20 protein-coding genes, 1 other RNA gene and 1 pseudogene are annotated in these 24,605 nt (G+C 40.1%); 8 read left to right on the top strand and 14 right to left on the bottom strand.

Annotated elements, in window-relative coordinates; translation table 11 throughout:
* The first annotated feature begins 26 nt into the window (after positions 1-26).
* The 4 genes from AB8M93_RS01945 (at position 27) to AB8M93_RS01930 (ending at position 2,762) form a co-directional block, all read left to right on the top strand.
* Positions 27-797 (top strand): oxygenase MpaB family protein, encoded by a 771-nt coding sequence (locus AB8M93_RS01945; RefSeq protein WP_373055943.1) that lies wholly within the window; start codon positions 27-29, stop codon positions 795-797.
* A gap of 66 nt (positions 798-863) precedes the next feature.
* On the top strand, positions 864-1,586 hold the full coding sequence (locus AB8M93_RS01940) for a DoxX family protein (RefSeq protein ID WP_373055942.1): 723 nt from the start codon (positions 864-866) through the stop codon (positions 1,584-1,586).
* A 155-nt stretch (positions 1,587-1,741) separates the two neighbouring features.
* On the top strand, positions 1,742-2,383 hold the full coding sequence (locus tag AB8M93_RS01935) for a DUF1361 domain-containing protein (RefSeq protein WP_373055941.1): 642 nt from the start codon (positions 1,742-1,744) through the stop codon (positions 2,381-2,383).
* Positions 2,370-2,762 (top strand): ribosomal maturation YjgA family protein, encoded by a 393-nt coding sequence (locus AB8M93_RS01930; RefSeq protein ID WP_373055940.1) that lies wholly within the window; start codon positions 2,370-2,372, stop codon positions 2,760-2,762. Before AB8M93_RS01935 ends, AB8M93_RS01930 begins: the two co-directional genes overlap by 14 nt.
* A gap of 73 nt (positions 2,763-2,835) precedes the next feature.
* Here AB8M93_RS01930 and AB8M93_RS01925 read toward each other — a convergent pair whose 3' ends face one another.
* Positions 2,836-4,038, bottom strand: a complete 1,203-nt coding sequence (locus AB8M93_RS01925; RefSeq protein WP_373055939.1) for an NAD(P)-dependent oxidoreductase — start codon at positions 4,036-4,038, stop codon at positions 2,836-2,838.
* A 320-nt stretch (positions 4,039-4,358) separates the two neighbouring features.
* Here AB8M93_RS01925 and ssrA point away from each other — a divergent pair.
* Positions 4,359-4,758, top strand: a transfer-messenger RNA (tmRNA) gene (gene ssrA / locus AB8M93_RS01920).
* 257 nt (positions 4,759-5,015) lie between these two features.
* On the top strand, positions 5,016-6,278 hold the full coding sequence (locus AB8M93_RS01915; protein WP_373055938.1) for a site-specific integrase: 1,263 nt from the start codon (positions 5,016-5,018) through the stop codon (positions 6,276-6,278).
* Between the two features lie 261 nt (positions 6,279-6,539).
* Here the strand turns inward: AB8M93_RS01915 and AB8M93_RS01910 are convergent, their stop codons facing one another.
* The 10 genes from AB8M93_RS01910 to hemN form a co-directional block, all read right to left on the bottom strand.
* On the bottom strand, positions 6,540-7,241 hold the full coding sequence (locus AB8M93_RS01910; RefSeq protein ID WP_373055937.1) for a sulfite exporter TauE/SafE family protein: 702 nt from the start codon (positions 7,239-7,241) through the stop codon (positions 6,540-6,542).
* Between the two features lie 3 nt (positions 7,242-7,244).
* Positions 7,245-7,691 carry a FixH family protein gene (locus tag AB8M93_RS01905; RefSeq protein WP_373055936.1) on the bottom strand — a complete coding sequence of 149 codons (447 nt, stop codon included), beginning with the start codon at positions 7,689-7,691 and terminating at the stop codon, positions 7,245-7,247.
* 100 nt (positions 7,692-7,791) lie between these two features.
* Positions 7,792-9,216, bottom strand: coding sequence for a cytochrome c oxidase accessory protein CcoG (gene ccoG / locus AB8M93_RS01900; protein ID WP_373056211.1), 1,425 nt, complete (start codon positions 9,214-9,216; stop codon positions 7,792-7,794).
* A 17-nt stretch (positions 9,217-9,233) separates the two neighbouring features.
* The gene (locus AB8M93_RS01895; RefSeq protein ID WP_373055935.1) at positions 9,234-10,208 is read right to left on the bottom strand and encodes a cbb3-type cytochrome c oxidase N-terminal domain-containing protein; all 975 of its coding nucleotides are present in this window, start codon (positions 10,206-10,208) and stop codon (positions 9,234-9,236) included.
* Entirely contained in the window at positions 10,205-10,393 is a 189-nt protein-coding gene (locus AB8M93_RS01890) for a CcoQ/FixQ family Cbb3-type cytochrome c oxidase assembly chaperone (RefSeq protein WP_373055934.1), read from the bottom strand. Before AB8M93_RS01890 ends, AB8M93_RS01895 begins: the two co-directional genes overlap by 4 nt.
* A gap of 12 nt (positions 10,394-10,405) precedes the next feature.
* A complete protein-coding gene (gene ccoN, locus AB8M93_RS01885; protein ID WP_373055933.1) occupies positions 10,406-12,601 on the bottom strand; it encodes a cytochrome-c oxidase, cbb3-type subunit I in 2,196 nt (731 codons plus the stop codon).
* 4 nt (positions 12,602-12,605) lie between these two features.
* Positions 12,606-12,797: a cbb3-type cytochrome oxidase assembly protein CcoS gene (ccoS, locus tag AB8M93_RS01880; RefSeq protein WP_373055932.1), complete on the bottom strand. Its 192-nt coding sequence runs from the start codon at positions 12,795-12,797 to the stop codon at positions 12,606-12,608.
* 158 nt (positions 12,798-12,955) lie between these two features.
* Complete coding sequence (locus tag AB8M93_RS01875) at positions 12,956-15,376, bottom strand: heavy metal translocating P-type ATPase (RefSeq protein WP_373055931.1); 2,421 nt, start codon at positions 15,374-15,376, stop codon at positions 12,956-12,958.
* 114 nt (positions 15,377-15,490) lie between these two features.
* Positions 15,491-15,706, bottom strand: a complete 216-nt coding sequence (locus AB8M93_RS01870) for a hypothetical protein (RefSeq protein WP_373055930.1) — start codon at positions 15,704-15,706, stop codon at positions 15,491-15,493.
* A 115-nt stretch (positions 15,707-15,821) separates the two neighbouring features.
* On the bottom strand, positions 15,822-17,186 hold the full coding sequence (hemN, locus tag AB8M93_RS01865; RefSeq protein WP_373055929.1) for an oxygen-independent coproporphyrinogen III oxidase: 1,365 nt from the start codon (positions 17,184-17,186) through the stop codon (positions 15,822-15,824).
* 296 nt (positions 17,187-17,482) lie between these two features.
* Here hemN and AB8M93_RS01860 point away from each other — a divergent pair, with 296 nt between their 5' ends.
* On the top strand, positions 17,483-19,297 hold the full coding sequence (locus AB8M93_RS01860) for a hypothetical protein (RefSeq protein WP_373055928.1): 1,815 nt from the start codon (positions 17,483-17,485) through the stop codon (positions 19,295-19,297).
* Between the two features lie 253 nt (positions 19,298-19,550).
* Positions 19,551-19,781 (top strand): annotated as a pseudogene (locus AB8M93_RS01855) (thioredoxin family protein); the annotation flags it as partial.
* A gap of 349 nt (positions 19,782-20,130) precedes the next feature.
* Here the strand turns inward: AB8M93_RS01855 and AB8M93_RS01850 are convergent.
* From AB8M93_RS01850 to AB8M93_RS01840, 3 genes are all read right to left on the bottom strand, one after another.
* Positions 20,131-20,727 (bottom strand): Crp/Fnr family transcriptional regulator, encoded by a 597-nt coding sequence (locus AB8M93_RS01850; RefSeq protein ID WP_373055927.1) that lies wholly within the window; start codon positions 20,725-20,727, stop codon positions 20,131-20,133.
* Between the two features lie 287 nt (positions 20,728-21,014).
* Positions 21,015-22,058 (bottom strand): hypothetical protein, encoded by a 1,044-nt coding sequence (locus tag AB8M93_RS01845; protein ID WP_373055926.1) that lies wholly within the window; start codon positions 22,056-22,058, stop codon positions 21,015-21,017.
* A gap of 265 nt (positions 22,059-22,323) precedes the next feature.
* Complete coding sequence (locus AB8M93_RS01840) at positions 22,324-24,588, bottom strand: nitric-oxide reductase large subunit (protein WP_373055925.1); 2,265 nt, start codon at positions 24,586-24,588, stop codon at positions 22,324-22,326.
* Positions 24,589-24,605 lie beyond the last annotated feature (17 nt).

Raw genomic sequence — 24,605 nt, 5'->3', positions numbered from 1 at the left:
ATAATATTTGAAAAATTGAAGAAATCATGAAGACAGAATATTTTGTAAAAGAGAACTCTATAGTTCGCGAAATCTGGGGCAAAAGCGATACGATTTTATTCATTTTCGCGGGCGCTTCGGCGGAATTTGCCCTCAATAAAGCGGTAGACTGGCTGTATTATACCGGCAGGCTTCCCAAAGATCCTCTGGGACGCCTCTTTTCTACTGTTGAGTATGCCCGAAGAATTGTTTTTGCTGAAAAAGATTCCGCAGTAAAAGCCATTGATAACATGAATAAAATACATGCTTCCGTAGAATCAAGTCGTGGCAAATCCATACCTGACTGGGCTTACCGGGATGTACTTTTTATGCTGATTGATTATTCCATCAGGGCTTATGAAATTTTGGAAAGAAAACTAAGCCCAGATGAGAAAAAGGAAGTTTTCCAGGTGTTCTGGGAGGTGGGAGTTAGAATGAATATTAGCGATCTTCCTGTAACCTTTGAACAATTTGCGAAAATGAGAAAAATGCACCTGGAACAGCATCTTTTTTATGGAGATTACAGCCATGATCTGTATAAACAATACCGCAAACATCTTGGCTTTTCCAGGTACCGGTTACTTCTGGAAACACAGAGTTTAATTACCCCAAAAAAAGTCCGGCAATTATTATCAATTCGGAAATTCTCCTTATTGAGTCCGCTGATCCTGGTTTATAAATTAAGCCGAAACTTTAAACTGGACTGGTTGCTGAAATCTTTAATTCTTCCTTCAGCTTACAAAAACGAGATAAAAGCGCTGGATCACGTGCCGGCTTAAAATCAATCCTTATTCTTAAAAAACTAAAAATCAATCAATTATCCCTAATATTAGTCCTTTAATATTATGCAACTCACCACCAAATTTGATCATTTTCACGCAGAAGTACGGAGAAACAAGTGGATGGGATATTTCACCGTTTTCCTGAGAATTGCCCTGGCATACGCTTTTATTTTCGCCGGTTTTATAAAGGTGAATGGTGAGCGTTTTACCTCGCTTTCCAATAACCACCCGATGGGACATTACCTGGAAGCCCTTTTTCATACCGGGTACTACTATACGTTTATCGGGGTGATGCAAATGCTCGCCGGCCTGCTGCTGCTGATTCCACGAACTGCTTTATTGGGCGCTTTCATGTATTTCCCAATTATTTTTAATATTACCATCCTCTCTTATGCGGTGAGATTTGAAGGTTCTATTCTCACTTCTCCGTTAATGGTACTGGCAAATCTTTACCTGATTTGCTGGGATTATCACCGCTGGAAATTTATCCTACCATTTAAAAAATCGGCTTTTAAAGATTTACCGGCAGAACTGAATATGCGAATCAATAAATTTCCTCTAAAGTTTCTTACAGCGATTTTTATAATTCTTGTTATTGAAGTCGCCCTTGTTTTCACCATGAACCAGAAAGCGATTATGCCGCGAAACCATATTGCCGATTGTGAAGAGCAATGCACCAATAGCAGCAATACTGAAGCCTGTTTTTCCTTTTGTGAATGTATCCATGAAAACGGAAATCCACTGGATGAATGTTTAGAAAAGTATGGTAAGGATTTTAGGAAGTAGAGTTTGGAGTTTGGAGTTCGGAGTTCGGAGTTTGGAGTTCAGAGTTTTGAGTTCGGAGTTTGGAGTTCGGAGTTTTGAGTTCGGAGTTTGGAGTTTGGAGTTCGGAGTTCGGAGTTCGGAGTTAAGATCAAAAACTGAAATATTTTTTTTGAAAAATGAAGATATATAAATATCTAGTAGAAAATAAAAATCTTATTCTGGCCGGTGGTTTTTGCTTCCTGCTGGTGGTCTTGCGGTGGTGCCTTACATTAGACTACTATTATTTTTTCCTGATCTGGAATTTATTTCTGGCGGGGATTCCGTTATTGATTTCTCAATATCTGGAATCGGGTAGGAAAAAGTTTCTTTACCCTTTTTTAGCACTCTGGCTGCTGTTTTTGCCCAATTCCTTTTACGTAGTTACAGATCTTATTCATTTAAGAACCTCAGCAATGCCTGTTTACGACACAATAATGATTTCCTTATTCGCGCTCCTGTGTTTATTCCTGGGTTTTTCTTCAATGCAGAAGATTAGCAGCATCTTATACCAGAAAATGAGGATTTTTAACAAGTTCCTGCTGGATAGCTTTATCTTATTTCTCTGCTCCTTCGGAATTTACCTGGGAAGATTTCTTCGGTATAATTCCTGGGATATTCTGAAAAATCCGTTTAACCTGGCGCTGGATTGCCGTGATTTTATCCGGTTTCCCATTCAGCATTTTCATGTATGGCTTTTTACTTTTTGCTTCGGGATTTTGCTGATCCTTTTATTTTTTATTTTTCAGAAACTGAAACCTCAGAGAGATGCAATTAAATAGAAGGTCAAAAAAGGCATATTTCATCTCGTTTTTAATGCTGCTTTTAATAGAAATTTCCATCGCGATATGGATAAAAGATGACTTTATCAGGCCATATTTAGGGGATTTCCTGGTGGTGATTTTAATCTATTGCTTTTTAATGACGATAAGCAATCTTTCGGTTTTGCGCGCTTTGATGATCGTGTTACTGTTTTCTTTTGCAGTAGAGTTTTTTCAGCTTATAAATATTGTAAAAGTGCTGCAATACCAGCCGCCAAAGGTGGTGATGATCGTTCTGGGAAGCAGCTTTTCGGTTTGGGATTTATTGGCTTACACGCTGGGAATTTTATTTACGGCAGGAATCGAATTTTACCATAATTCAATGCTTAGAAAAACATAGTACTATTCTTGACAAAAAGATTGCTTCGGCTATCGCCTCTCAATGTCTTTTTGGAATATTAGTATTTCTTTATTTAACTCTGCACGTAATCCTGAAGATACTCAAAACGTTTGGTGAGTTTACCGTTTTTGGTCATTCTTGCCCTTTCTAAAATTCCGTTTTTATCGCCATTAAAAAAAGCCGGCAACACGTTTTGAAGAAACATTGCGCCAAAACCTTCGCTGGCGTCTTTAGGCAATTCACAGGGCAGGTTATCTACCGCCATTACGCAGATGGAATTCTTTTCGCGGAAATCGACTTCAGCTTCACTCTCCGGATCGTAACCGTAAAGAGGCTCGGCAATGGTGGAAGGTCGGATAGTACTGGCGATTGGTCCGGCAATATCGCAGGAAATATCGGCTACATATTTTATTCTGAAATCGGGCAATTTTGCTTCCTCTTTGGTATAAAATTTTGGCGCGCCCTGCCCGTAAAAATGCCCCGCAATAAATACATCGCTGGCCACGGCAAATCTCCAGAAATCAGATTCATATTTTTCAGAATGCTGAAAAAATTCTTCAATAGTTCCTGCAGAACCATCTTTTCTTTTGTTATAATCCAGTACATCGATATGGCAATAAACCGGCTCCTCGAAATCCTGCCCCAGGTATTCCTCTACCCCTACTTCTTTAATTTGAAGATGATCGAGGATTTCCTTTGCTCCATAAGCCACTTTTCCGCTACCGGTAAGTACAAATTTGAACGGCGGTATTTTATTTTTATCCAGTTCTGCCAACATGGCATTCAGGTCGGGCAGACTTTCAGCTTTAGGAATACTGAAAGTATTTTCCTTTAATCCAATTGCCCTGAAAATGTTATACGTTCCCACCAAACCGGCATACCTGCCAAAACCGATTAACCTAGCCCCTTTTTCGTTAATAATCACTTCATGATCGCAAAGCTCAATATTCTTATTTAGAATTTCGCGTAAAAGGTCACGGTTGTAGGGCTGTTTTTTAATGGTATGAGAAAAGAAAAAGTATTTTTTATTCGGAATCAATGCCGGGATGGGCACTTCCTTTACCCCCAATAGAATATCACAATCTGAAATATCTTCTGAAACTTCAAAACCTGCCTCCCGATATTGCTGATCGCTAAAAATGCGAATATCAGAACTTTCAACTTTAAACTCGGCTTCGGGAAATTTTTGTACCGCTTCCTTTAATTTTGAAGGTGAAAAAACCACGCGGCGATCTGGCGGGGTTTTTCGTTCTTTGATAAGGGCAAATTTGATCATTTTCTGGTATGGGTTTTGCACAATTTTGAAGTGTCTCAAAGATATAAATTAAATTCTGTATCTTTGCAGGCCCGATTGTAAACTACAGTCGGATTTCTTTGAAATTTTTGCGTTAGGGATAGCAGCGGAAATCCTTTTTGCGCGCTTCGACAGGCTCAGCCTGACGCGCAAAAAGATTGCAGCGGATAGCCCGCCGCGACTGCGATAGCAGGAGCGGAACGCCATTATTGAAATTAGAAGTATGAAGGACGAACTACGAAATATTGGAAGTTCTAACTTCAAACTTCGTAACTCGTACTTCGAAATGTTCTTTATTTTATGGGGTCGACTTGGTTTTGACAGCGAGTCTAATTGAGTTGTAAGCACGTAGAGCGCTGGGATATAGCTCTTTAATCTCATATTTCACACTTTTTTAAACGGCGAGAATAACTACGCCTTGGCTGCGTAACCGAATTATAGTAGGTTATACTTAGTCCCTGTAAGACAGGGAGCCAAGATGTCCCGCGAAGGCCTTGATTTACGGCATTCGCAACAGGGGCACCGATAAAGTAAATATAGGAAGCTCAGGGCCTTGATGAGTTTCTGAAACTTAATTGAGGATACGTGTAAAGTTGGTGGTTTTCGGCCGGCTTTGCATCGACAACCAAACGAAGACTAAACGTGTAGAAAGCTTCTGAATTGCTTGTTTGGACGAGGGTTCGAACCCCTCCGACTCCACTCTTTGGCTACCAGCTAATAACAAAAACCCTGTAAATGTATGATTTACAGGGTTTTTCATTTTTAATGAAGTCATTTGATGGCAAATAATTGCACCTGAAACGAGACCAATACGGTGACCTATTGGAAAACCAAAAAAGGGGTCTCGCTAAGCCATCAAAATACTGTTTTTCAATTCTTTACATAAAGTTAAAGTTTAAAATCGTAAGCCCTTTTTAGGTACTTTGGGAGACCAATCGAGACCTAAAATTTTAAAGCTTATGAGAACTGATTTCCACGTCCATTTTCACCTCCTCGCAAAAAAGAAAAATAAACGAGGGCTTGCACCTATTTACTTGAGACTTACCGTTGACAGGAAAAGAACAGAATACAGTATATCCCGTAGGATACAACCGGAATACTGGAGTACCAAACTACAAAAGGTAATGGGGAATAATCCAAACGAGAAAGAAATCAACACTCATATCAACAATCTTCGCCATAAGCTCAATAAAATTCACCAGGTATTATCTGACAATGACCAACTCATTACGGCTGACGTAATGATTGGAGAATTGAAAGGTGACAACAAACCCAAGCCTAAAATGACTCTGGAAGTTTTTAAAGAGCATAATGAACAAATGGATCGCCTTTCAGGTAAAAGCATCTCTAAAAGCACTGCTAAGCGTTACTGGACATGTTATAATCATGTTGAGCAGTTTCTCAAAGAAGAATATAAGACCAAAGATTACCCGATGAACGATATCAACCACCAGTTCATCACTAAATTCGAGTACTTTTTGAAGACCAAGCGGGAGTGTAATCATAACTCCGCTTTGAAGTACGTAAACAATTTTAAAAAGATCATTCGAATCGCTTTGGCCAACCAATGGATGGACCGTGACCCGTTCTATAATTACAAAGTCCAGTTTGAAACAGTGGAACGAGAATTTTTAAATGAAGAGGAAGTGCAGAAGCTGATCGAAAAAGATCTTCACTTGGACCGGCTTAAACTGGTGAGAGATATGTTTGTTTTTAGTTGTTATACCGGCCTGGCATATTCTGATGTAAAGAAACTGAGCAGTGCAGATATCACTAAAGGCATAGACGGTGGGAAATGGATCCGGATTAAAAGAACCAAGACAAAATCTCTGAGCAGCATCCCTCTGCTACCCGTTGCCGAAGAAATTTTAGACCGTTATAAAGACCACCCGGAAGTAAAAGACGGGAAATATGTTTTACCCGTATTGAGCAACCAGAAATCCAATGCCTTTTTAAAAGAGATCGCGGCACTATGTGGCATACAGAAACCACTCACCACTCACCTGGCCAGGCACACTTTTGCAACTACAATTACGCTCACCAATGGCGTGCCCATAGAATCCGTAAGTAAAATGTTGGGGCACCAGGATTTAAGAACTACCCAGCACTATGCAAAAATCGTAAACCGAAAAATTAGTGATGATATGAAAGCATTAAAAATGAAATTGGCAGAAAAAGAAGCTAAAAAACCTACAGATCATAAAAAGAAGAAAAAAGAGTAAGAATTAATTTCAGCTTCTAAAGCTATATTAAAACTAGCTCCGAATGTAAACAAGTAGAAAAACAAGTTCCTAACGTGGAATGGACCAAGAGCTGACCAGGGGCGAATCTATTGGGCTCACCTTTGGAACAGTTGAGAACGATGTGAAATTAAGCGTAAAGATCCTTACTTTGCAGTAGAAAAAATGCTGTAAGACACAACTAGTTATGGAACATTTATCAGCTGAGTAAAAAGAATTGAAGTTACATGCTTAAAACTGTTGCTAATAACAAAAATAGGATGCTGAAATTTTCACATTATTAATCTCTGGAGAGATATACGGAATTCCAAGTCCAAGACCGCGAATAATAAAAAGCAAGCCCATCAAAATAACAAATACAGGAATGGCACGACGAATATGTTGCCTGGCTTTACCACTAATAAAATTTCCCAACCATAATACCGCTGTCATTAAAGGAATAGTGCCAATTCCAAATAAACTCATATAGAAACCGCCCTCTAAGGCGCTGCCCCCGGCAATAGCTCCTAAAACTGCCATATATACAAGTCCGCAGGGAAGGAAACCGTTCAAAAATCCAACAGTTAGAAAAGTGTCGGGCGTTTTCTTACGCAGTTCTTTTCCAAGACTGGTTTTAATTCTTGAAATCGTCTTAAAAACAGGTTTTGATAAATTCAATTTTTGAAATTTATGAGAAGGTATTAATATGGCAATTATCATTAAAGTACCTATTAAAATTGAAAGTTGCTGTTGCATTCCAAAAAGGCTAAGGCTTTTTCCTACCAGGCCAAAGGTGAAACCAATTATGCTGTAAGCAAGAATTCTTCCGAAGTGATAAATAAAAATCTGGCTGAGTTTTTTAAGTTTGTTGTTGCGGTCTACGGGCAATAGAAAAGCAATTGGGCCACACATCCCTACGCAGTGAAAACTTCCCAAAAAGCCGAATATTAAGGCTGAAAACAACATAATTTAATACACTATTTCGTTTTTATACAGGTATTCTTTACCCTTATATTCCCAGTTTACGGTAATATTCCAGCGGCCGCCAATTAGTTTTTCATCAGGAATAAGCAATTCCCTGTTGGTAAGTTTCAGCGGAATTTCAAAATCCAATAGCTTGTTTGAAGGCCTGTAGACCAATACTTTTCCATTAATTTCTGATAATTCCAGGTTCTTTGGAAAGGTGATTAGCCATCCCTTGGCAGTTCTTCGGCTTTTAACGTTTTCAGGAAGAGCATTGGCATTCTCTTCAGCATTAATTTCCTGCTGGAAATGCAGTTCTGCCGCGTAATACTCTTCAGTTACCAGATCATGGTCAAACTTTTTGTCTGTAAGCATGGTGATCACAAAATACATGATAAAGCTTATAAAAGCAGTCATGCCTATTGCCAGTCCTGTTCCCCAGTTTATTTTCATAATTGTCTTTTTTAGTGAAAAGTGAAGAGTGGAGAGTGGAATGTGAAATTTTCAATATCTTATTCTTACCTCTTTCCTCTTTTATTACTTTCAAGTCTATTTAATTATAACTTCTTGGCCCCAGGAAAGTGGTAGAGGTACTTTCTACAAACCTGCCGCCGCTGTAAACATCTATCTTTAATTTTTCTTTATCGTCTTCCAAAGCTGCGCTGTTTATTTCTATAAATAAAGTTCCTTCTGCCAGACCCTGTCCCGGCACATTTACATCATGATTTTTTACCATTTTTATAGTTCCTTTATGGGAGCTGAGTTCAAAATGTACATTATCGATATCATCCACCGTTTTGTTCACCAGTTTATAAGTGTAAACATTACTGATGATGTTATTGGCTTTATGCTCATAAAGCTGCCCGGGCAACCTTAGAATTCTGGCTTCCACGTCGCTCCTTAAAAACAACATTCCGCTGAGAACAGCTACAAGAATTCCTAGTACAACAGTATATCCTTTAAGGCGTGCGGAAAAATGAAATCTGGCTTTCTTCTCTATATTTTCTTCACTGGCATAGCGAATAAGGCCTTTTGGAAGGTCTACGGCTTCCATCATATTGTTGCAGGCATCAATACATGCGGTACAGTTGATGCATTCCAGCTGCGTACCGTTCCTGATGTCTATTCCCGTAGGGCAAACCTGTACACACTGGGAACAATCTATACAATCTCCTTTTCCCGTAGCAGCCCTGTCTTCATTTCTTCTGAATTTTGCACGTCCTTTTTCTTTTTCTCCCCGCTTATGATCGTAGGCAACCACTATAGATTTATTATCCAGCAGCACACTTTGAAGCCGGCCGTAAGGGCAAGCGATCACACAAACCTGTTCCCTGAACCAGGCGAAAACAAAATAAAAGACTGCCGTAAAAATTGAAAGCGAAACAAGGGTGCTGGCATGTGCGGCAGGGCCGTCCACTACATATTGTATGAGCCGATCGCTGCCAATAAGATAAGCTAGAAAAACATTTGCAATAAGAAAGGAAATTACCAGGAAAGACAGCCACTTCAATGACTTTTTCCTGATTTTTTCAGCATTCCACGGTTGCTTGTCCAGCCTTATCTGTTTTCCACGATCACCTTCAATCCAGTACTCGATCCGGCGGAAAACCATTTCCATAAAGATAGTTTGCGGGCAAATCCACCCGCAAAAAATTCTTCCGAAGGCAACAGTAAAGAGGATTATAAAAACAACCCCAATAAGCATGCTCATCACGAAAAGGTGGAAATCCTGTGGCCAGAAAGGAAACCCAAATATATTGAACCTTCTCTCCAGCACATTGAACATGAGGAACTGATTGCTGTTTACTTTGATAAACGGGGCGGCAAAGAGAAACCCGAGCAGTATATAACTTACATATTTGCGATAGGTGTACAGTTTTCCAGAAGGTTTTTTGGGATAAACCCAGGATCTTTTACCCTCGCTGTTTACTGTAGAAATACTATCTCGAAATTTTTCCTGTTTCTCTGCCACTGCCATCTTCAAAAAGTATCGTTCTATTTCATTTCAAATTTCACATCTTCGTCATAGCCCATTTCCATTTCTATATGGGTAGAGTCGATAACATCCACATCGGCTTCTTCTATGCGCGCATCGGGATCTATCCAAATCTCACCCTGGGGTTCCTTAGGATCTAACGGTTCGCTGCCATGCAGGCTTAAAACATAACTTGCCACCTGGGCCATCTCGCTGGGCTTTAAATCTGTTTTCCAGGAAACCATTCCTTTCCCGGCGCGGCCTCCTTCAGAAATGGTGTGGAATACATTCTTAATACCGCCACCCAAAATCCAGTAATCATCCGTGAGGTTAGGGCCTATGGCACCTCCCGCGTCTGCACGGTGGCAGGCGGTACAATTAGCAGTGAAAATAGCTTTTCCGGCATTGATATCTTCCTCACCGGTAAGCAGTTCAACCGTATTCTCATCTATTAAATCCTTAGCGGTTCGTTTGTACTCTTCTATTGCTTCCCGGGCGGCGGCAATTTCCATTCTGTATTCTTCTGCCTGGTCTGTCCCGTCAAAAATGTGATATTTCGCCAGGTAAACAGCAGCAAATAGAATACTGATATAAAATCCATATAACCACCATGGCGGCAGGTTGTTGTCCAGTTCCCTAATGCCGTCATAATTATGGTCCAGCAGGATTTCGTCTTCTTTTTCTATAGGTTTTTTATCAACCAGCTTTTTATAGGTGTTCCTTATCCAGGCATAGCGTTTTTCCTCCCGCTCTTTTACGGCAAGGTCATATCTTATTTTCGCATCGGGCTTCAGGGCTTTATAAAGCACGCTTTGCAGTGCATGTACAGAAACTTCTATGGCTATGGCAAAGACCATAATCACTCCCAGGATAAGCCATATCACCGGGTATTCCTGAATTGCGTATTTATCTCCCGTATCCAGCGTAAACTCCATCAGCACATAGGCGAGCAATACAAAGCCTGTTATTCTTAATATGAAAGCTGTGGTTCTCATTTATAATCTTCGTTTTGGTTAGTATCCAGTGGTAAATTGCTCACTTCTTTGATGTAATCTCTTTTTGCGGTCACCACCCACCAGAAGAGGGCGGCAAAAAAGATGAAGAAAATAAGCAGGGAAATAATAGGGTAGATTGCCACCCCTTCTATACTTTCCATTGGTCCTTTAATAAATTTCAACATGATGGTGATTTTTTAATTACTGGATACTTCTTGTGCATTTTTAACTTTTATATCGGTTCCCAGGCGTTGGAGGTAAGCAATAAGTGCCACGATTTCCCTGTTCCGCATTTCGGTAAACTCCAGGTTGTTTTCCTGGGCATATTGTTTATCTGCTTCATAAGTTTTGGCAAAATCTGGGTCGTTATAAAGATTTTCTTCAATTTTAGTCCCCTGTTCAGCCATCCATTCCTGGGCTCGTGCTATTTCTTCTTCGGAATAAGGCACCCCAAGTTGTACCATGGCCCGCATTTTATCTTCAGTATTGCTCTTGTCCAGCTCATTTTGCACAAGCCATTTATAAGAAGGCATTATGGAACCTGAAGATGTACTCTGCGGATCATACAGGTGGTTTAAATGCCAGTTATCAGAATATTTTCCACCTACACGAAGCAAATCGGGCCCGGTACGTTTGCTTCCCCAAAGGAACGGGTGGTCGTAAACAAATTCTCCGGGTTTGGCATACTCCCCATAACGTTCCACCTCACTGCGGAAAGGGCGTATCATCTGGGAATGGCAGGAAACACATCCTTCACGAATATAAAGATCCCGGCCTTCCAGTTCCAGCGGCGTATAAGGCTTTACGCTGGAAATTACCGGTACATATTTATCTACCATTAAAGACGGGATAATTTGTACCATCCCACCAATAAGAATGGCAATTGTGGCGAAAATGGTAAGTTTTACCGGCCTTCTTTCCAGCCAGCTATGGTATGCTTCTCCTGCAGTACGTTTTGAGGTTACCGTTGCAAGGGCGGCGGCTTCAGCTAACTCATCCTGTACAATGCTTCCCTGTTTTGCAGTTTTTACAATGTTATAAAGCATTACCAAAGCTCCGCAAATGTAGAGGCTTCCTCCAATGGCACGCATCCAGTACATGGGGATAATTTCACTAACGGTTTCAAGGAAGTTTCCATAAACTAAAGTGCCATCGGGGTTAAACTGTTTCCACATAGAAGCCTGGGCAAATCCGGCAACGTACATAGGCAGCGCATACATAATCATTCCCAGTGTTCCTATCCAGAAGTGGGTGTTGGCAAGTTTGACCGACCATAACCGGGTTTTAAACAACCTTGGCACCAGCCAATAAACCATTCCGAAAGTTAAAAATCCGTTCCAGGCCAATGCGCCAACGTGTACGTGGGCAATAATCCAGTCACTAAAATGCGCAACAGCATTGATATTTTTAAGCGAAAGCATTGGTCCTTCAAAAGTTGCCATTCCGTAGCCGGTAATAGCCACCACCATAAATTTAAGTACGGGATCTACTCTTACTTTATCCCATGCGCCACGCAGGGTGAGCAAACCGTTTATCATTCCGCCCCAGGAAGGGAATAGCAGCATTACAGAAAAAGCAACTCCGAGATTTTGCGCCCAGTCTGGTAAAGCGGAATACAACAGGTGGTGTGGCCCAGCCCAAATGTATATAAAAATGAGCGACCAAAAATGCACAATTGACAGCCTATAAGAGTACACCGGGCGGTTTGCCGCTTTCGGAACAAAATAATACATAAGCCCCAAAAACGGCGTGGTAAGGAAGAATGCCACTGCGTTGTGGCCGTACCACCACTGTACCAGCGCATCCTGGACCCCTGCATATACAGAATAACTTTTTAAAGCTCCTACAGGAAGTTCTATATTATTAAAAATATGAAGTACGGCTACGGTTACAAATGTTGCCAGGTAAAACCATATTGCCACGTAAAGATGGCGTTGCCTTCTTTTTAAAATCGTACCTATCAGGTTAATCCCAAAGGCAACCCATACTAATGCAATGGCTATATCTATTGGCCATTCCAGCTCGGCATATTCTTTAGAGGAAGTAAAGCCAAGCGGCAGGGTAATGGCTGCTGCCACAATAATCGCCTGCCAGCCCCAAAAATTGAGACTGCTTAAAAAGTCACTGAACATCCTTGCCTTAAGCAACCGTTGGGTGGAGTAATAAACACCGGCGAAAATCGCGTTTCCAACAAAGGCAAAAATCACCGCATTGGTATGCAACGGACGAAGGCGGCCAAAACTTAGCCAGGAAATACCATCGGTAAGGTTAGGAAACAAAAACATAAAGGCGAGGAGCAGCCCCACGCTCATTCCCACGATGCCCCAGAACATAGTGGCCACGATAAACTTCTTTACGATCTTGTTATCGTAATAAAATTGCTGTACTTCCATAGTTTTAATTAGATTTCTCGTGTTTGGTAGTGTTGTTATCAGATTGCGGTTTAACTAATTCGTCATCAAAAAGCATTCGTACAGAAGGGGTGTAAACATCGTCATACTGGCCTTTTTTAACCGAAAGAATAAAGGCTACAAAAAAGACGAGCGCAACGATAAGGCTTAATCCCAGCAACATGTAAATTATTTCCATAGCTTAAATAATGATGCTGTAAATGTATTCTGAGCAGCAACCCTAAAAAATGATCATTATCAGGTTTTAAGTTTTTATTAAGAATTTATCTTATTGAACTAGTAAACGGTAATCTGCAATTATTTTTTACTGCTTATTCGCAGTTGGGCAGAAAGAATTTATTTAAACCGGTTGAGCTTCTTCCCCAATAGATAGGTCATAAAGCTGGTAAAGAGGACAATACTTATAGAACTTAGCGGCATAAGAATAGCAGCAACAACAGGCGCTAAATGGCCACTAATTGCGAAAGATATCCCAATAATGTTATAACAGAGGGACAGCAAAAAACTCCATTTTATCACCTTTATTCCTTTTGCTGAAAGCTGAAGAAATCTGCTGAAATTGCCGAATTCTGAAGCATCCAGGATCCCGTCGCATGCAGGAGAAAAGACGTTTATATTTTCTGAAATTACTATTCCCACATGGCTTTGCGCCAGTGCCCCGGCATCATTTAATCCATCGCCCACCATCATCACCTTTTTTCCCTGCTGCTGAAGGTTTTTGATGAAAGTGAGTTTGTCTTTAGGTTTTTGATTAAAGAAAAGCTGCGTGTTGTGAGGCAAAAGTTTTTGTAGATTTTCCTTTTCACCATCATTATCCCCTGAAAGGATCACCAGGTTTTTATTTTTCCCTAAATCTTCAAATAAAGCTGAAACTTCTTTCCGGTAAGTATTTTGAAAAACATAACAGCCCTTGTAACTATTATTACTGCAAATATGAACGGCGGTTTTGTTCGGCTTCTCCAGGGTGGAAACTGTAGATTTTTCTTTCACAAAAGCTTCGGACCCAATTTTCATTTGGATGCCTTTGTAGCGGCTTTCAATTCCTTTTCCGGTAATTTCTTTAAATTCATCGGGAGTGCTGATATTATGCTTTTTCAAGAGTTCGTATAAGGCGCGGCTAAGCGGATGACCGGAGGCTCGAAAGCTGCTGCCCAAAATTTCCTCTTCCGCAGGACTTAATTCCACACCTTCATAAGAAATGGTATTTTTGCTGTTACAGGTAATGGTTCCTGTCTTATCAAACACTATAGTGTCTATTTGCGCCATTTGTTCAATTACGGCGGCTTCTTTGATGTAAAATTTATTTTTGCCAAAAATCCGCAGCAGGTTTCCCAGTGTAAAGGGAGCGGCGAGGGCAATGGCGCAGGGACAAGCGATAATCAAAACCGCCGTAAACACATTTAAGGCTTTTGAAGGATCATAAATCAGCCAAAAAAGCGCGGAAAGAAAAGCAATAGCTAAGACTGCAGTGGTAAATTTTTTGCTAATCCTGTTGGTAAGCGATTGGAAGGCGCTACGTTTATCTTTGCTAAACACTTCATCGCTCCACAGTTGGGTGAGGTAACTCTGTTTTACCGGTTTTAATGCCTCAATCTCAATAATGCCGCCTTGTTGCCTTCCGCCGGCATATATTTTATCACCCCCAGCTTTTGCCACGGGATCTGCCTCACCCGTAACAAAACTGTAATCTATGAGCGCATTTCCTTTTATAAGAATGGCGTCCATGGGGATCAATTCTTCATTTCTAATGACAATACGATCACCTTTTTTGATATCATAAACCTGTACCTGCTCTTCTTTAAGTTTATTTTCTTCGGAAGAAATCCGCGTTACCGCAATAGGGAAATAAGATTTATAATCCCTCTCAAAAGATAAATAAGCATAGGTTTTCTGCTGAAAAAACCTTCCGAGGAGCAAGAAGAAAACCAGTCCCGTAAGACTGTCGAAAAATCCTGCTCCCAGATTCAGGATAATTTCTGCGGAACTGCGGATAAACAATACCGCAATTCCCAGTGCAATAGGCACATCAATATTGAGCATTTTTGCCCGCAGGCCTTTGTATGCCGAAACAAAGTAGTCCCACCCACTATAAAAAACCACCGGCAGCGAAAAGCCAAACATTAACCAGCGAAAGAGGAATTTAAACTGGTCCAGCCAGAATTCCTGTACTTCTGCCTGACCGGCAGACAGGTTAAAATATTCGGGAAAAGAAAGAAACATCACATTCCCAAAGGCAAAACCAGCCACGCCAAGTTTGTAGATAAGGCTTCTATCCAAGCCAGTTTGTTTCTCTTCGAAGTTATCAAGAGAAATATTTGGCTCATATCCTATCCCGCCAAGTAAAAGAACCAGGTCCTTTAATGAAATTTCTTCCGAAGAAAAGCTCAACCTGATCTTCTTTTTAGGGAAATCTACCTGTGAGCTTTTTACTGCTTTATTTAATTTATTTAGATTTTCCAAGACCCATATGCAGGAACTACAATGAATAGACGGAATGTCAAAAGAGACAATTTGAGTACTGCCATGATCAAATTCCAGCAACCTGTCTATGATCTCTGCATTTTCCAGATAATCAAATTTCCCTTCCCTGATCCTGGGGGAAATACCGGGGTTTCTTTCAAGATCATAATAATAGGAAAGGTTATTACTGTTCAATATCTCAAAAACAGTTTTACAGCCGGAACAACAAAAGGTTTTATCATAATAAAATACTGTCTCGTCCAGGCATTCTTCACCGCAATGAAAACAATTCTCCATTGATTGTTATTGATTTTACGCTTACAAAACTGAAAAAAGCATCCCTGTGAAAATATGACGGACATCAGGAAAATGCTTTTTTAAACCACAAGGTTTTTGAGAGTTTTAAAGATTTTATTCCATCGGATGATCCTCGTAAAAATCATCAAAGGTTTTACGTGTAGAATAGTTGTCGGTAAGAATCCTGTAAACGGTATAAATCAATAGTCCCTGGCCGCCAACAACAAGGAAAAAAATTACCGGGAACGGGAAGTTGAAATATGAAAATACCGTCACCAAAACCAGAACAATTGTGGTGATATAGAGCCAGGTGAGCGGTTTAATTTTCATTTTTCTTATTAAGATACACAATTATAATTGTTAAGTATCTTAAAGAAGATTTAAATATGAATTCCAATTTTCGTAGCTATGAGCATTGGGATAAATTTTAAAATATAGTTACGTGCTAAACTGTCATAGAGAACAGTTGTGTTTCTGGTTTTTTACGTTGCAAGCGCATGTCGAATGCCATACATACATTTCGCATAAAAGGCCTCCCTTTTTCGGTAATCTCGAGAAAGTTTTTATCAATTTCCACAAGTCCGTCTTTTTGCATCTCTTTTAAATGGTCCAGAGCAGCAGGCAAGCCTTTAGGAAATTTATTGCCGATATACCAGGGTGTTCTTAATGTACACATTAAATTCAGGACATGTTTACGGATGATTAAGTCTTCTTCATTCAAGATATGTCCTCTGTAAACAGGAAACTTATCGTTATTTACAAGGTTTTGGTATGCTTCCACCTGTTTTACATTTTGAGCAAACCCATACCAGCTATCACTGATGGCTGAAACCCCCAACCCAATCATAGCCTGGGTTTTTGAAGCGGTATAGCCCATAAAATTTCGATGTATCCTTTTGTTTTCCAAAGCTGCATACAGGCTATCGGACTGCAAGGCGAAATGATCCATTCCAATTTCCATATATCCGGCATCCAGGAGCATTTTCTTTCCCGTTTCGTACTGCACCCGTTTTTCATCGGCGCTGGGAAGATCTTTGTCTTTAAAGCCCCGCTGGCCATTACCTTTAATCCAGGGCACATGTGCGTAACTGTAAAAAGCAATACGATCTGGCATTAATTCTTTGGTTCTTTCTATCGTATGGATAATATGTTCTTTGGTTTGAAACGGAAGGCCAAAAATAATATCGTGTCCCACAGAAGTAAAACCAGTTTCCCGGGCCACCTCGGTCGCTTTCTTTACATTCTCAAGTGGCTGCACACGATGTATGGCTTTTTGTACCTTTTCATTATAATCCTGAACTCCATAGCTTACCCTGGTAAACCCAAAGGAAGAAAAAAGACGGAGGTGTTCAGAACTCGTATTATTGGGGTGACCTTCAAAACTCAATTCAGCGTTTTCAGCTCTGGAAGAATTTTTAAAAATACCATTCAGTAATAATTTTAAGTTTTCAGCCGAAAAGAACGTAGGCGTCCCTCCTCCCAAATGAAGTTCTTTTATTATGGGTTTTTCATCAAAAAGCTTGACATACAGCTCCCATTCCTTCAGAACAGATTCTAAATAAGGAACCTCAACTGAATGGTTTCTAGTGATCCTTTTGTTGCAACCGCAAAAAGTACACAAACTTTCACAAAAAGGCAGGTGAATATAGATACTAATACCTTCGGAATGGTTGCTTTCCCGGAAACTTTTTTGAAGACCCTTTTGCCATTTTTTCAGCGTAAATGTGCTTTCGTCCCAATATGGCACCGTAGGATAACTGGTATAACGGGGGCCGGGAACATTGTATTTGGAAATTAAATTTTGTTCCATGTTTTTATATTTTGGAAAATCAAAAATAGTGGCTCTAATATTTCCAAAATATGATACTCGTCACGTAACTAAATATTCAACAAAAGCAATGTTTATAAGGACTGCTCCAGAAGGCGTACGCTTATTTGAAGCGTATCCTCGGATAATATTCCCTGGCTGCCACCATGCTCAATCCGGTGAACTTTCCAATACACTCATCCTGCTCGAATGCAAAGGCAGAAAAATATTAGATTATATGATAAGCGTCATAGAAAAGGAAAATTTGGTAGCTCATCTTTGAGCTCCAAAATATTATAATGCAAACACCATCACCACATACTTTTCATATCCCAGTAATGGGACTGGCCTTTTCTATAGATTCTCCAATCAAGGTAGCCTGCTATGGTATTAGTTCCGCTATGTCAATCATTGAGGATAACCTGATAGAAGCCATGCGCAGGCATTATTACAGGGAAAACAACGAAGAATACATACCAATTTCAACTAAAGAACCCGATTACCGCGCCAGGCGTATTACCGATTATCTGAATCTTGTACAAAGGTTGGTAAGTTTAAAAATCGAAAAATTAAAGAATTCTGCTTTTGAAACGGGATCGGAACTGTGCAAATATTTCGAAATGTTACCCGACGGAAGTAGTTTAAAGGAAAAATACCTTCATCTTCTATCTATCGAAAATGAGCAGGAAAGAACAGCGCTTTTGTCCAGCTTAAAAGAGAAGATCGTTCCCGGAGCTATTGAAGTAAATGTGATGACCAAAGTTGATAAAGACAATACAGACAGTGAAGGACATCCTGTAGAAAATGGATCGGATGCGCTGATTTCTTTAAGGGCTTATGCCCAAAGCGACCTGAGTAATTCGGCCATCATTTTCTCGGCAGGTATGAACCCAAGACTTTATAATTATCTGGAAAATTTCAGCCAATTTGATGCTTTGGGTTGGGGAGATTTTAAAAAAAAGGTGATCATAAAAGTAAGCGATTATCGATCGGCACTTATCCAGGGAAAATATCTCGCCAAAAAAGGTATCTGGGTAAGCGAATTCAGGATTGAATCCGGTCTCAATTGCGGGGGACATGTTTTTGCCACCCAGGGATTATTACTGGGACCTATTTTAAGGGAATTCAGGGAAAATAGAGAAGTCTTGATCGAAAGTCTTTTCAGCCTTTATTCTGCTGCACTGGAACAAAAAGGTAAACCCCGATTCTCCAGTCCCCACCCACTAAAAATTACCGTCCAGGGCGGGATAGGTACTTATGAGGAAGATGCTTTCTTGCGTAAGCATTATGGAATGGACGGTAGTGGCTGGGGTACTCCGTTCCTGTTGTGTCCGGAAGCAACCACGGTAGATAACAAGACAATGGAGCTACTTCTTTCCTCAGGAAAAAAAGATGTTATCAGGAGCAAAGCTTCACCTTTAGGCGTGGGTTTCAACTACCTGAAGGGAACTACCGGAGAAATAGAAAGATTGAACCGAATAGACAATGAGGTGGCCGGAAGCCCCTGTACCGAGAAATTCCTCATTTCAAACACCGAGTTTAGCAAAAGTCCCATCTGTACTGCCTCCCGGAAATACCAGAAAAAGAAAATAGCACAGATAAAGGCATCAGATTTACCCGAGAAAGAACGTGAAAGGCAGATGAATGAGGTTCTTAGCAAGGAATGTTTGTGCGTGGGCTTAAGCAATTCAGCTTCCATAAAATATCAGGTTCCCTTTTTTAAAAAGCAACACGCAGTGACCATTTGTCCCGGCCCTAATATTATTTATTTCGATAAAAAAGTAAGTCTAAAGGAAATGACTGACCATATTTACGGTCGGACCAATATTTTATCAAAGAAAGAACGGCCCCACTTTTTTGTAAAAGAACTTCAGTTATACCTGGATTTTTTCAAAGAACAGCTGGATGAGATTGCCTTTCCCGACAAAAGAAAAATAAGAGAATGGAATAGCTTTTCAGAAAATTTAAAAAATGGAATCGACTACTACCGTACTTTAACTGACGAAAAATTGATCCCTGAAGAACAAAAATTCAAAAAAGCCCTGGAACTTGCAGAAGCCGAGATAGCAGCGATGAAACAACAGGTTGAACGGCTATCTCTTCAAGTATTATAGGAACATATAGTGGAACTAGTATTGATTACAGACTATGAAGCAGTTCATAGATAAAACCTTGAAAAAAGCAATGGATTATTATCAATATCAGCTCTTATTTAAACAGATGGTTACCAAAGGAATAACAACGGGAGAGCCTACTGAGGAAAAGATTACTTACATTAAGTTGAATTACAGACGTAGTAAACGATTGGAGAAAACTATTATGATTTCAAAAGATCAAAAGGAATGTTTTTAAAATTTAAATGAAAAGCGAACTTGGCTGGTCATTACTGAACCCTGGTATGGGGATGCTGCTCAAAGCCTGCCAATTTTCAATAAGGTTGCCGAGCTTTCAGAAAAAATTGATCTAAGGATCCTACTACGGGATGACAATAGCGATTTAATTAATTTATTCCTAACTAATGCCGCACGTTCTATTCCCAAGCTTATCATGCTAAACCAAGATATGGAAATTTTTCATATATGGGCCCCCGCTCTGTAGCGGCCACCAAACTGGTTCAGGAATATCGGAATGAAAATGGGAAAATAGATGATATATTAAAAAAGTTTACAATTGTGATACAACAATAATAAAGGAGAAGCTATATTAAATGAAATACAGGAATTAGTTCGTAGCGAGAGGGTCAAAATTAGATAAATAACAGGAATTAGGCATTATCACTGGTTTAGGAAAAATTGTCAAACTGCAATTTAATCCTATGTTTAAAACCAAATATTTTTAAAAATCCTGGAAATTCAAGTTCAACAAGACTTTTATATCTTCTGCAATAATTTAAAATGGAGTGCAGCCTGATTTTGGAGAATAGCAGAACAGTTTCACAAAAGATCTACTAGCGGTAAACTTTTCGGTTTTTTATCTTCAACTCTCCTTTTCTCTCCAGGGATTTGGTAGCCCGAATAACAGTCTCTACCCTTAAACCTGTAAGATCCGCAATCTGCTGACGGGTAAGATCTACTTTAAAAGAGAAGAGTATTTCCTTTTTGTGCACATGTTTTTTCAGGTAATCCAGCACCCGCAAGATACGATGTTCCGGCTCCTGGCTGGAGATTTCCGATGCCATTATAGCTTTGTAGTAAAGTCTTTTGGCTAAAGTTTGGGTAATGCTAAGGTGAATTTCTGGTCGTGCAGCCAGTAGCGTCAGAAATTGTGGCTTGTGAAGTTTTAGCACTTCACTATCTGCGATAGCCTCCGCATTTGCAGGATATTTTACGTTAGCAAACAGCGGGGGTTCTCCAAAACTCTCGCCTTTCTTAAAAATCCCCTGGATAAATTCCTTGCCATCAAGATTATAATTGTTCATTTTTATCTCTCCCGAAGCAACCTGATAATAATTTTGGGCCACCTCCCCTTCCGCAAAAAGTTGATCTCCTTTGCTATAACTACTTTTTCCGGCCCCAAATTCCAGGAGTACATTTTCATCAATCATAATAAACTTTTGTTCAAAATTGAAAATTTCACCTGTATACAGAAATGATCAAAATCAAATTTAGGAGAATTTTAAAATCACAAACTTTTGCGAAATTTTCATTTTAAAGCCCTGTAAATTCTCATTATGATTAAGATCAAAATGAATTTCTCTTCTTTGGATATAAGTATTGAAGACTGATTCCTGATATTATCCAATAATTGCGCCTCCATGACTTTATTTTCATTAAAGGAAGTATTTAAATTGTTTCCCTGGTTATATACATCCTAAAACAGAGGAATTCCAGTCTATTTCTCTAATCTACTTCTACTGCTTGTGATGTTTTGAAATAAAATTACTCCCACGGAAAGAGGAATAAGTGCGCTTATGAGCACCAGCCAAAGGGAATAATTGCCAGGTAAGACCAGGTGAAGCCATAAAGACGTGCCTTTGTAAAAGATTAAAGCTTCAGATAAAGAAAAACCGCAAAAATAAATCCAGAAGGTCGTGCGGGAGATTTTCAAAAAATCAAAATGATGGAGAAAAGCAAATAACGCCAGGCTTACCACACCCAGGAAGGTCCAGTGCAGATAGCCGATGACAAAATCTGTATATAGAAAAGACAATTCCGCAAAAAAAGGCAGCGCGGTGCTGAGTTGAAGCAAAACTTTTACGACTAGTAAAATACCGCTCAGCTCTAAAAGAAAAGCAACAATCGGCTGAAGACTATTATGAATTTTCTTCCAGGATTTTTTCAGAATTTCAAAAAATTGGAGGCAAGCCAGGACCTGTAACACCGCTCCAGCTGCGGCAAGCCAATAGAAAACCACCGGCGGATTGGTCCATAAAACTGAAAGGAAGAAACTAAGAATAATTCCGGCATTCATAAGCAGGAAAAAAGCCCTGAATTTTTTTTTATTAATTGCGACTTTGGTTTTTTCAGCAATAAAAAGCAGAATGCCGGTAAGCGCCAGAATAAACCAGCCATTATATTGAAAATGTAGATAAAAATAGATGGACAATTTGTACCAGATGGAAGCTTTTCCCAAAATGGCCATAACGCCTCCAACTGCCCAGGGGCCAATGCTTGAAATAACCATGTAACACAATGCCGCCTTTATACATCTATAGGAGAAACGATCTCTAAACCGCTGAGGAACATATTTAAAAACAAACCACGCCAGGAAATAAGAAGCAAAAAGAAAAAGCGTAGAAAAGATAATTGAAAACAAGGCATACCCCTGTAAAGGAAAGGAGAACATCATTCCTAGCAGGGTGAAATTGGTAAACAGGAATATCCTTTTATAAATATTGTCTTTAAGAGTATCGGTAAAATACATTCTGTATATCATTGTACTTAAGCCGATATAAACCCAACCCAGTAAAGCTATGTGTGAATGTGTATGGACTATAAACCCATAAGTCTCTGAAATTGGCATAACGAAAAAGAGCCTGAGAAGGACTCCCATGCTACCTACCAACAGAAAATAGCCTAATGCTATATTCGTGTGTCTTTTCAAGTTTATCATTAAATAAAAATAACAAAAGGTGACTGAATTTCTCTCTTGTGATTCATTTGCAAAAAAAGAAATCCAGCCAGTTCTTTTCCTAAAACTTCTAATCCTTAAGGGCAGCTTTTTTATCTTCAGGTAATTTCTTCATGCTATCCAGGCTGAATACAAACCAAACAAAAGCAATCAGTCCTATGGCAAAAATGGTATCCCCTATTACCCTTAACCATCTAAGAGTATTCATACCCGGCTGTTGCATAAATTCGGCAGAACGGGCATACCACATACCTTCATTAACACTGGCAACAGTTTGCAATAGGCCAATTGGCAGTACACTTAGCACCACCATTAGCAACAGACCAATATTGATGCTCCAAAAAGAGAAGCGGAGTAATTTATCGTTCCAAACCTGCACCCTGTAAAGGCTTCGGAGTACGAATAACATTAAACCGATTCCAAGCATTCCGTAAACTCCAAAGAGGGCGGTATGAGCATGCACTGCGGTGGTATTTAATCCCTGCATATAATAGAGCGCTATAGGAGGGTTTATTACAAAACCAAAGATTCCAGCTCCCAGGAAGTTCCAGAAAGCTACAGCTATAAGGCAGTAAATTGGCCATTTATAATCTTTGATCCATTCTGTAGCCCGGCTGAGTTTGTAGTTTTCATAAACTTCATAACCAATTAATACCAGCGGCACTACTTCCAGCGCACTGAATGTAGCCCCAAGAGCCATTACTGCAGTAGGCGTTCCGCTGAAATAAAGGTGGTGAAAAGTTCCAAGTATTCCTCCGGAAAGGAAAATTATGGTTGCCAGTAAAACACTTAATGTTGCTGTTTTAGTACGAAGTAATCCCAGTCTGACAAATAGAAATGCTGAAACCACGGTGGCAAAAACTTCAAAGAAGCCCTCCACCCAAAGGTGTACCACCCACCATCTCCAGTATTCTGCAATGGCAAGATTGGTTTGTCTCCCCCACATTAGCCCGGCACCATAAAATAGCGCGATCGCTGCGGAAGATACCAGGAACATGATTAACAGGTTCTTTTCTGAAGTTTTACTTTTTAGTACCGGAATTAAAGGCCTTACCATAAGGGTGAGCCATACAAATAAGCCAACCAGCAGGAAGATTTGCCAAAACCTGCCCAGATCTACATATTCATAGCCCTGGTGTCCAAACCAAAAGTTCTCTGCCAGCCCTAGCTTTTGCATTACTCCCATCCATTGGCCAACCATAGAGCCTAGTACAATTATGAGTAAGCAGAAAAAAAGGAAATTTACACCAACCCGCTGGAATTTTGGGTCTTTTCCAGATACCGCCGGCGCAATATATAAACCTGTGGCGAGCCATGCGGTGGCAATCCAGAGGATCCCCAGCTGCACATGCCAGGTTCTGGAAATGGAATAAGGCATAACTTCAGCTAAATTCAACCCGTAGAAAGCATCACCCTCAACACCATAATGCGCGGTAACCACTCCAAAGGTTACCTGGATAAGAATGAGCAGGCTTACCACCCACATATATTTTTTCACGGCAAGCATAGACGGGGTAATAGTCTGCCTCATCAGCGGATCTTCCCGTGGCATTTCCGGCTCATCTTCTTCTTTCATCCGGGCATGATAGAAAATCATAATTCCTATTCCAAAAAGCAACAGGATAATGCTAAATCCGGTCCAAATAATCAGGTCTCCGGTTGCTTTATTGCCTATTAAATCATCTGCCGGCCAGTTGTGCGTATATGTTACTTCATTACCAGGCCGCTCTGTTATTGCAGCCCAGGATGCCCAAAAAAAGAAAGCATTCATCTGCTGCATTCGCTGCTCATCTTTAATAGAATTCTTGGGAATGGCATAATTTGATCGTAACTCATCCAGTTCCGGATTTTCCATAAAAAGGCCGCTATAGTAATTACTTAAAAAAGCGGCAGCTTTAGCCCTAAGGGGAGAAATTGTTATCATACCACTTCCTTCATCATAGGTGTTTTTCCTTAGTTCAAGCTGAAGCCTTTTTTCCAGAGCCGCCTTATTTTCACTGCTCAATTCTTTATATGGTTTATCAAAATCCTGCTGAGCCCAGTGATCTAAAAAGAACAGAGCTTCCCGGTGCAGCCAATCGGCAGTCCAATCCGGCGCAGTATATGCCCCATGTCCCCATACCGATCCTACTTCCTGTCCTCCGATACTTTGCCATACGTTCTGCCCGTCTTTTATATCCTGCCCTTCAAATACAGTGTTTCCATCTGTAGTGATCACTTTTTCAGGCAAGGGCGGTGCCTGTTGATAAATTTCAAATCCATAGTATCCCAGTACAGCAAAAGATGCCGTCATCACCAGGATAAATGTGATCCACAACTTTCTTTCTTTGGTCATAAAAAATTATTTAAGAG

Origin of the sequence: Autumnicola aciditolerans, from assembly GCF_041679265.1 — a bacterium.
In the GTDB taxonomy this organism is placed as follows: domain Bacteria; phylum Bacteroidota; class Bacteroidia; order Flavobacteriales; family Flavobacteriaceae; genus Autumnicola.
The sequence above is the reverse complement of the archived record's forward strand: the minus strand, read 5'-3'. Positions and strand labels throughout refer to the sequence as shown.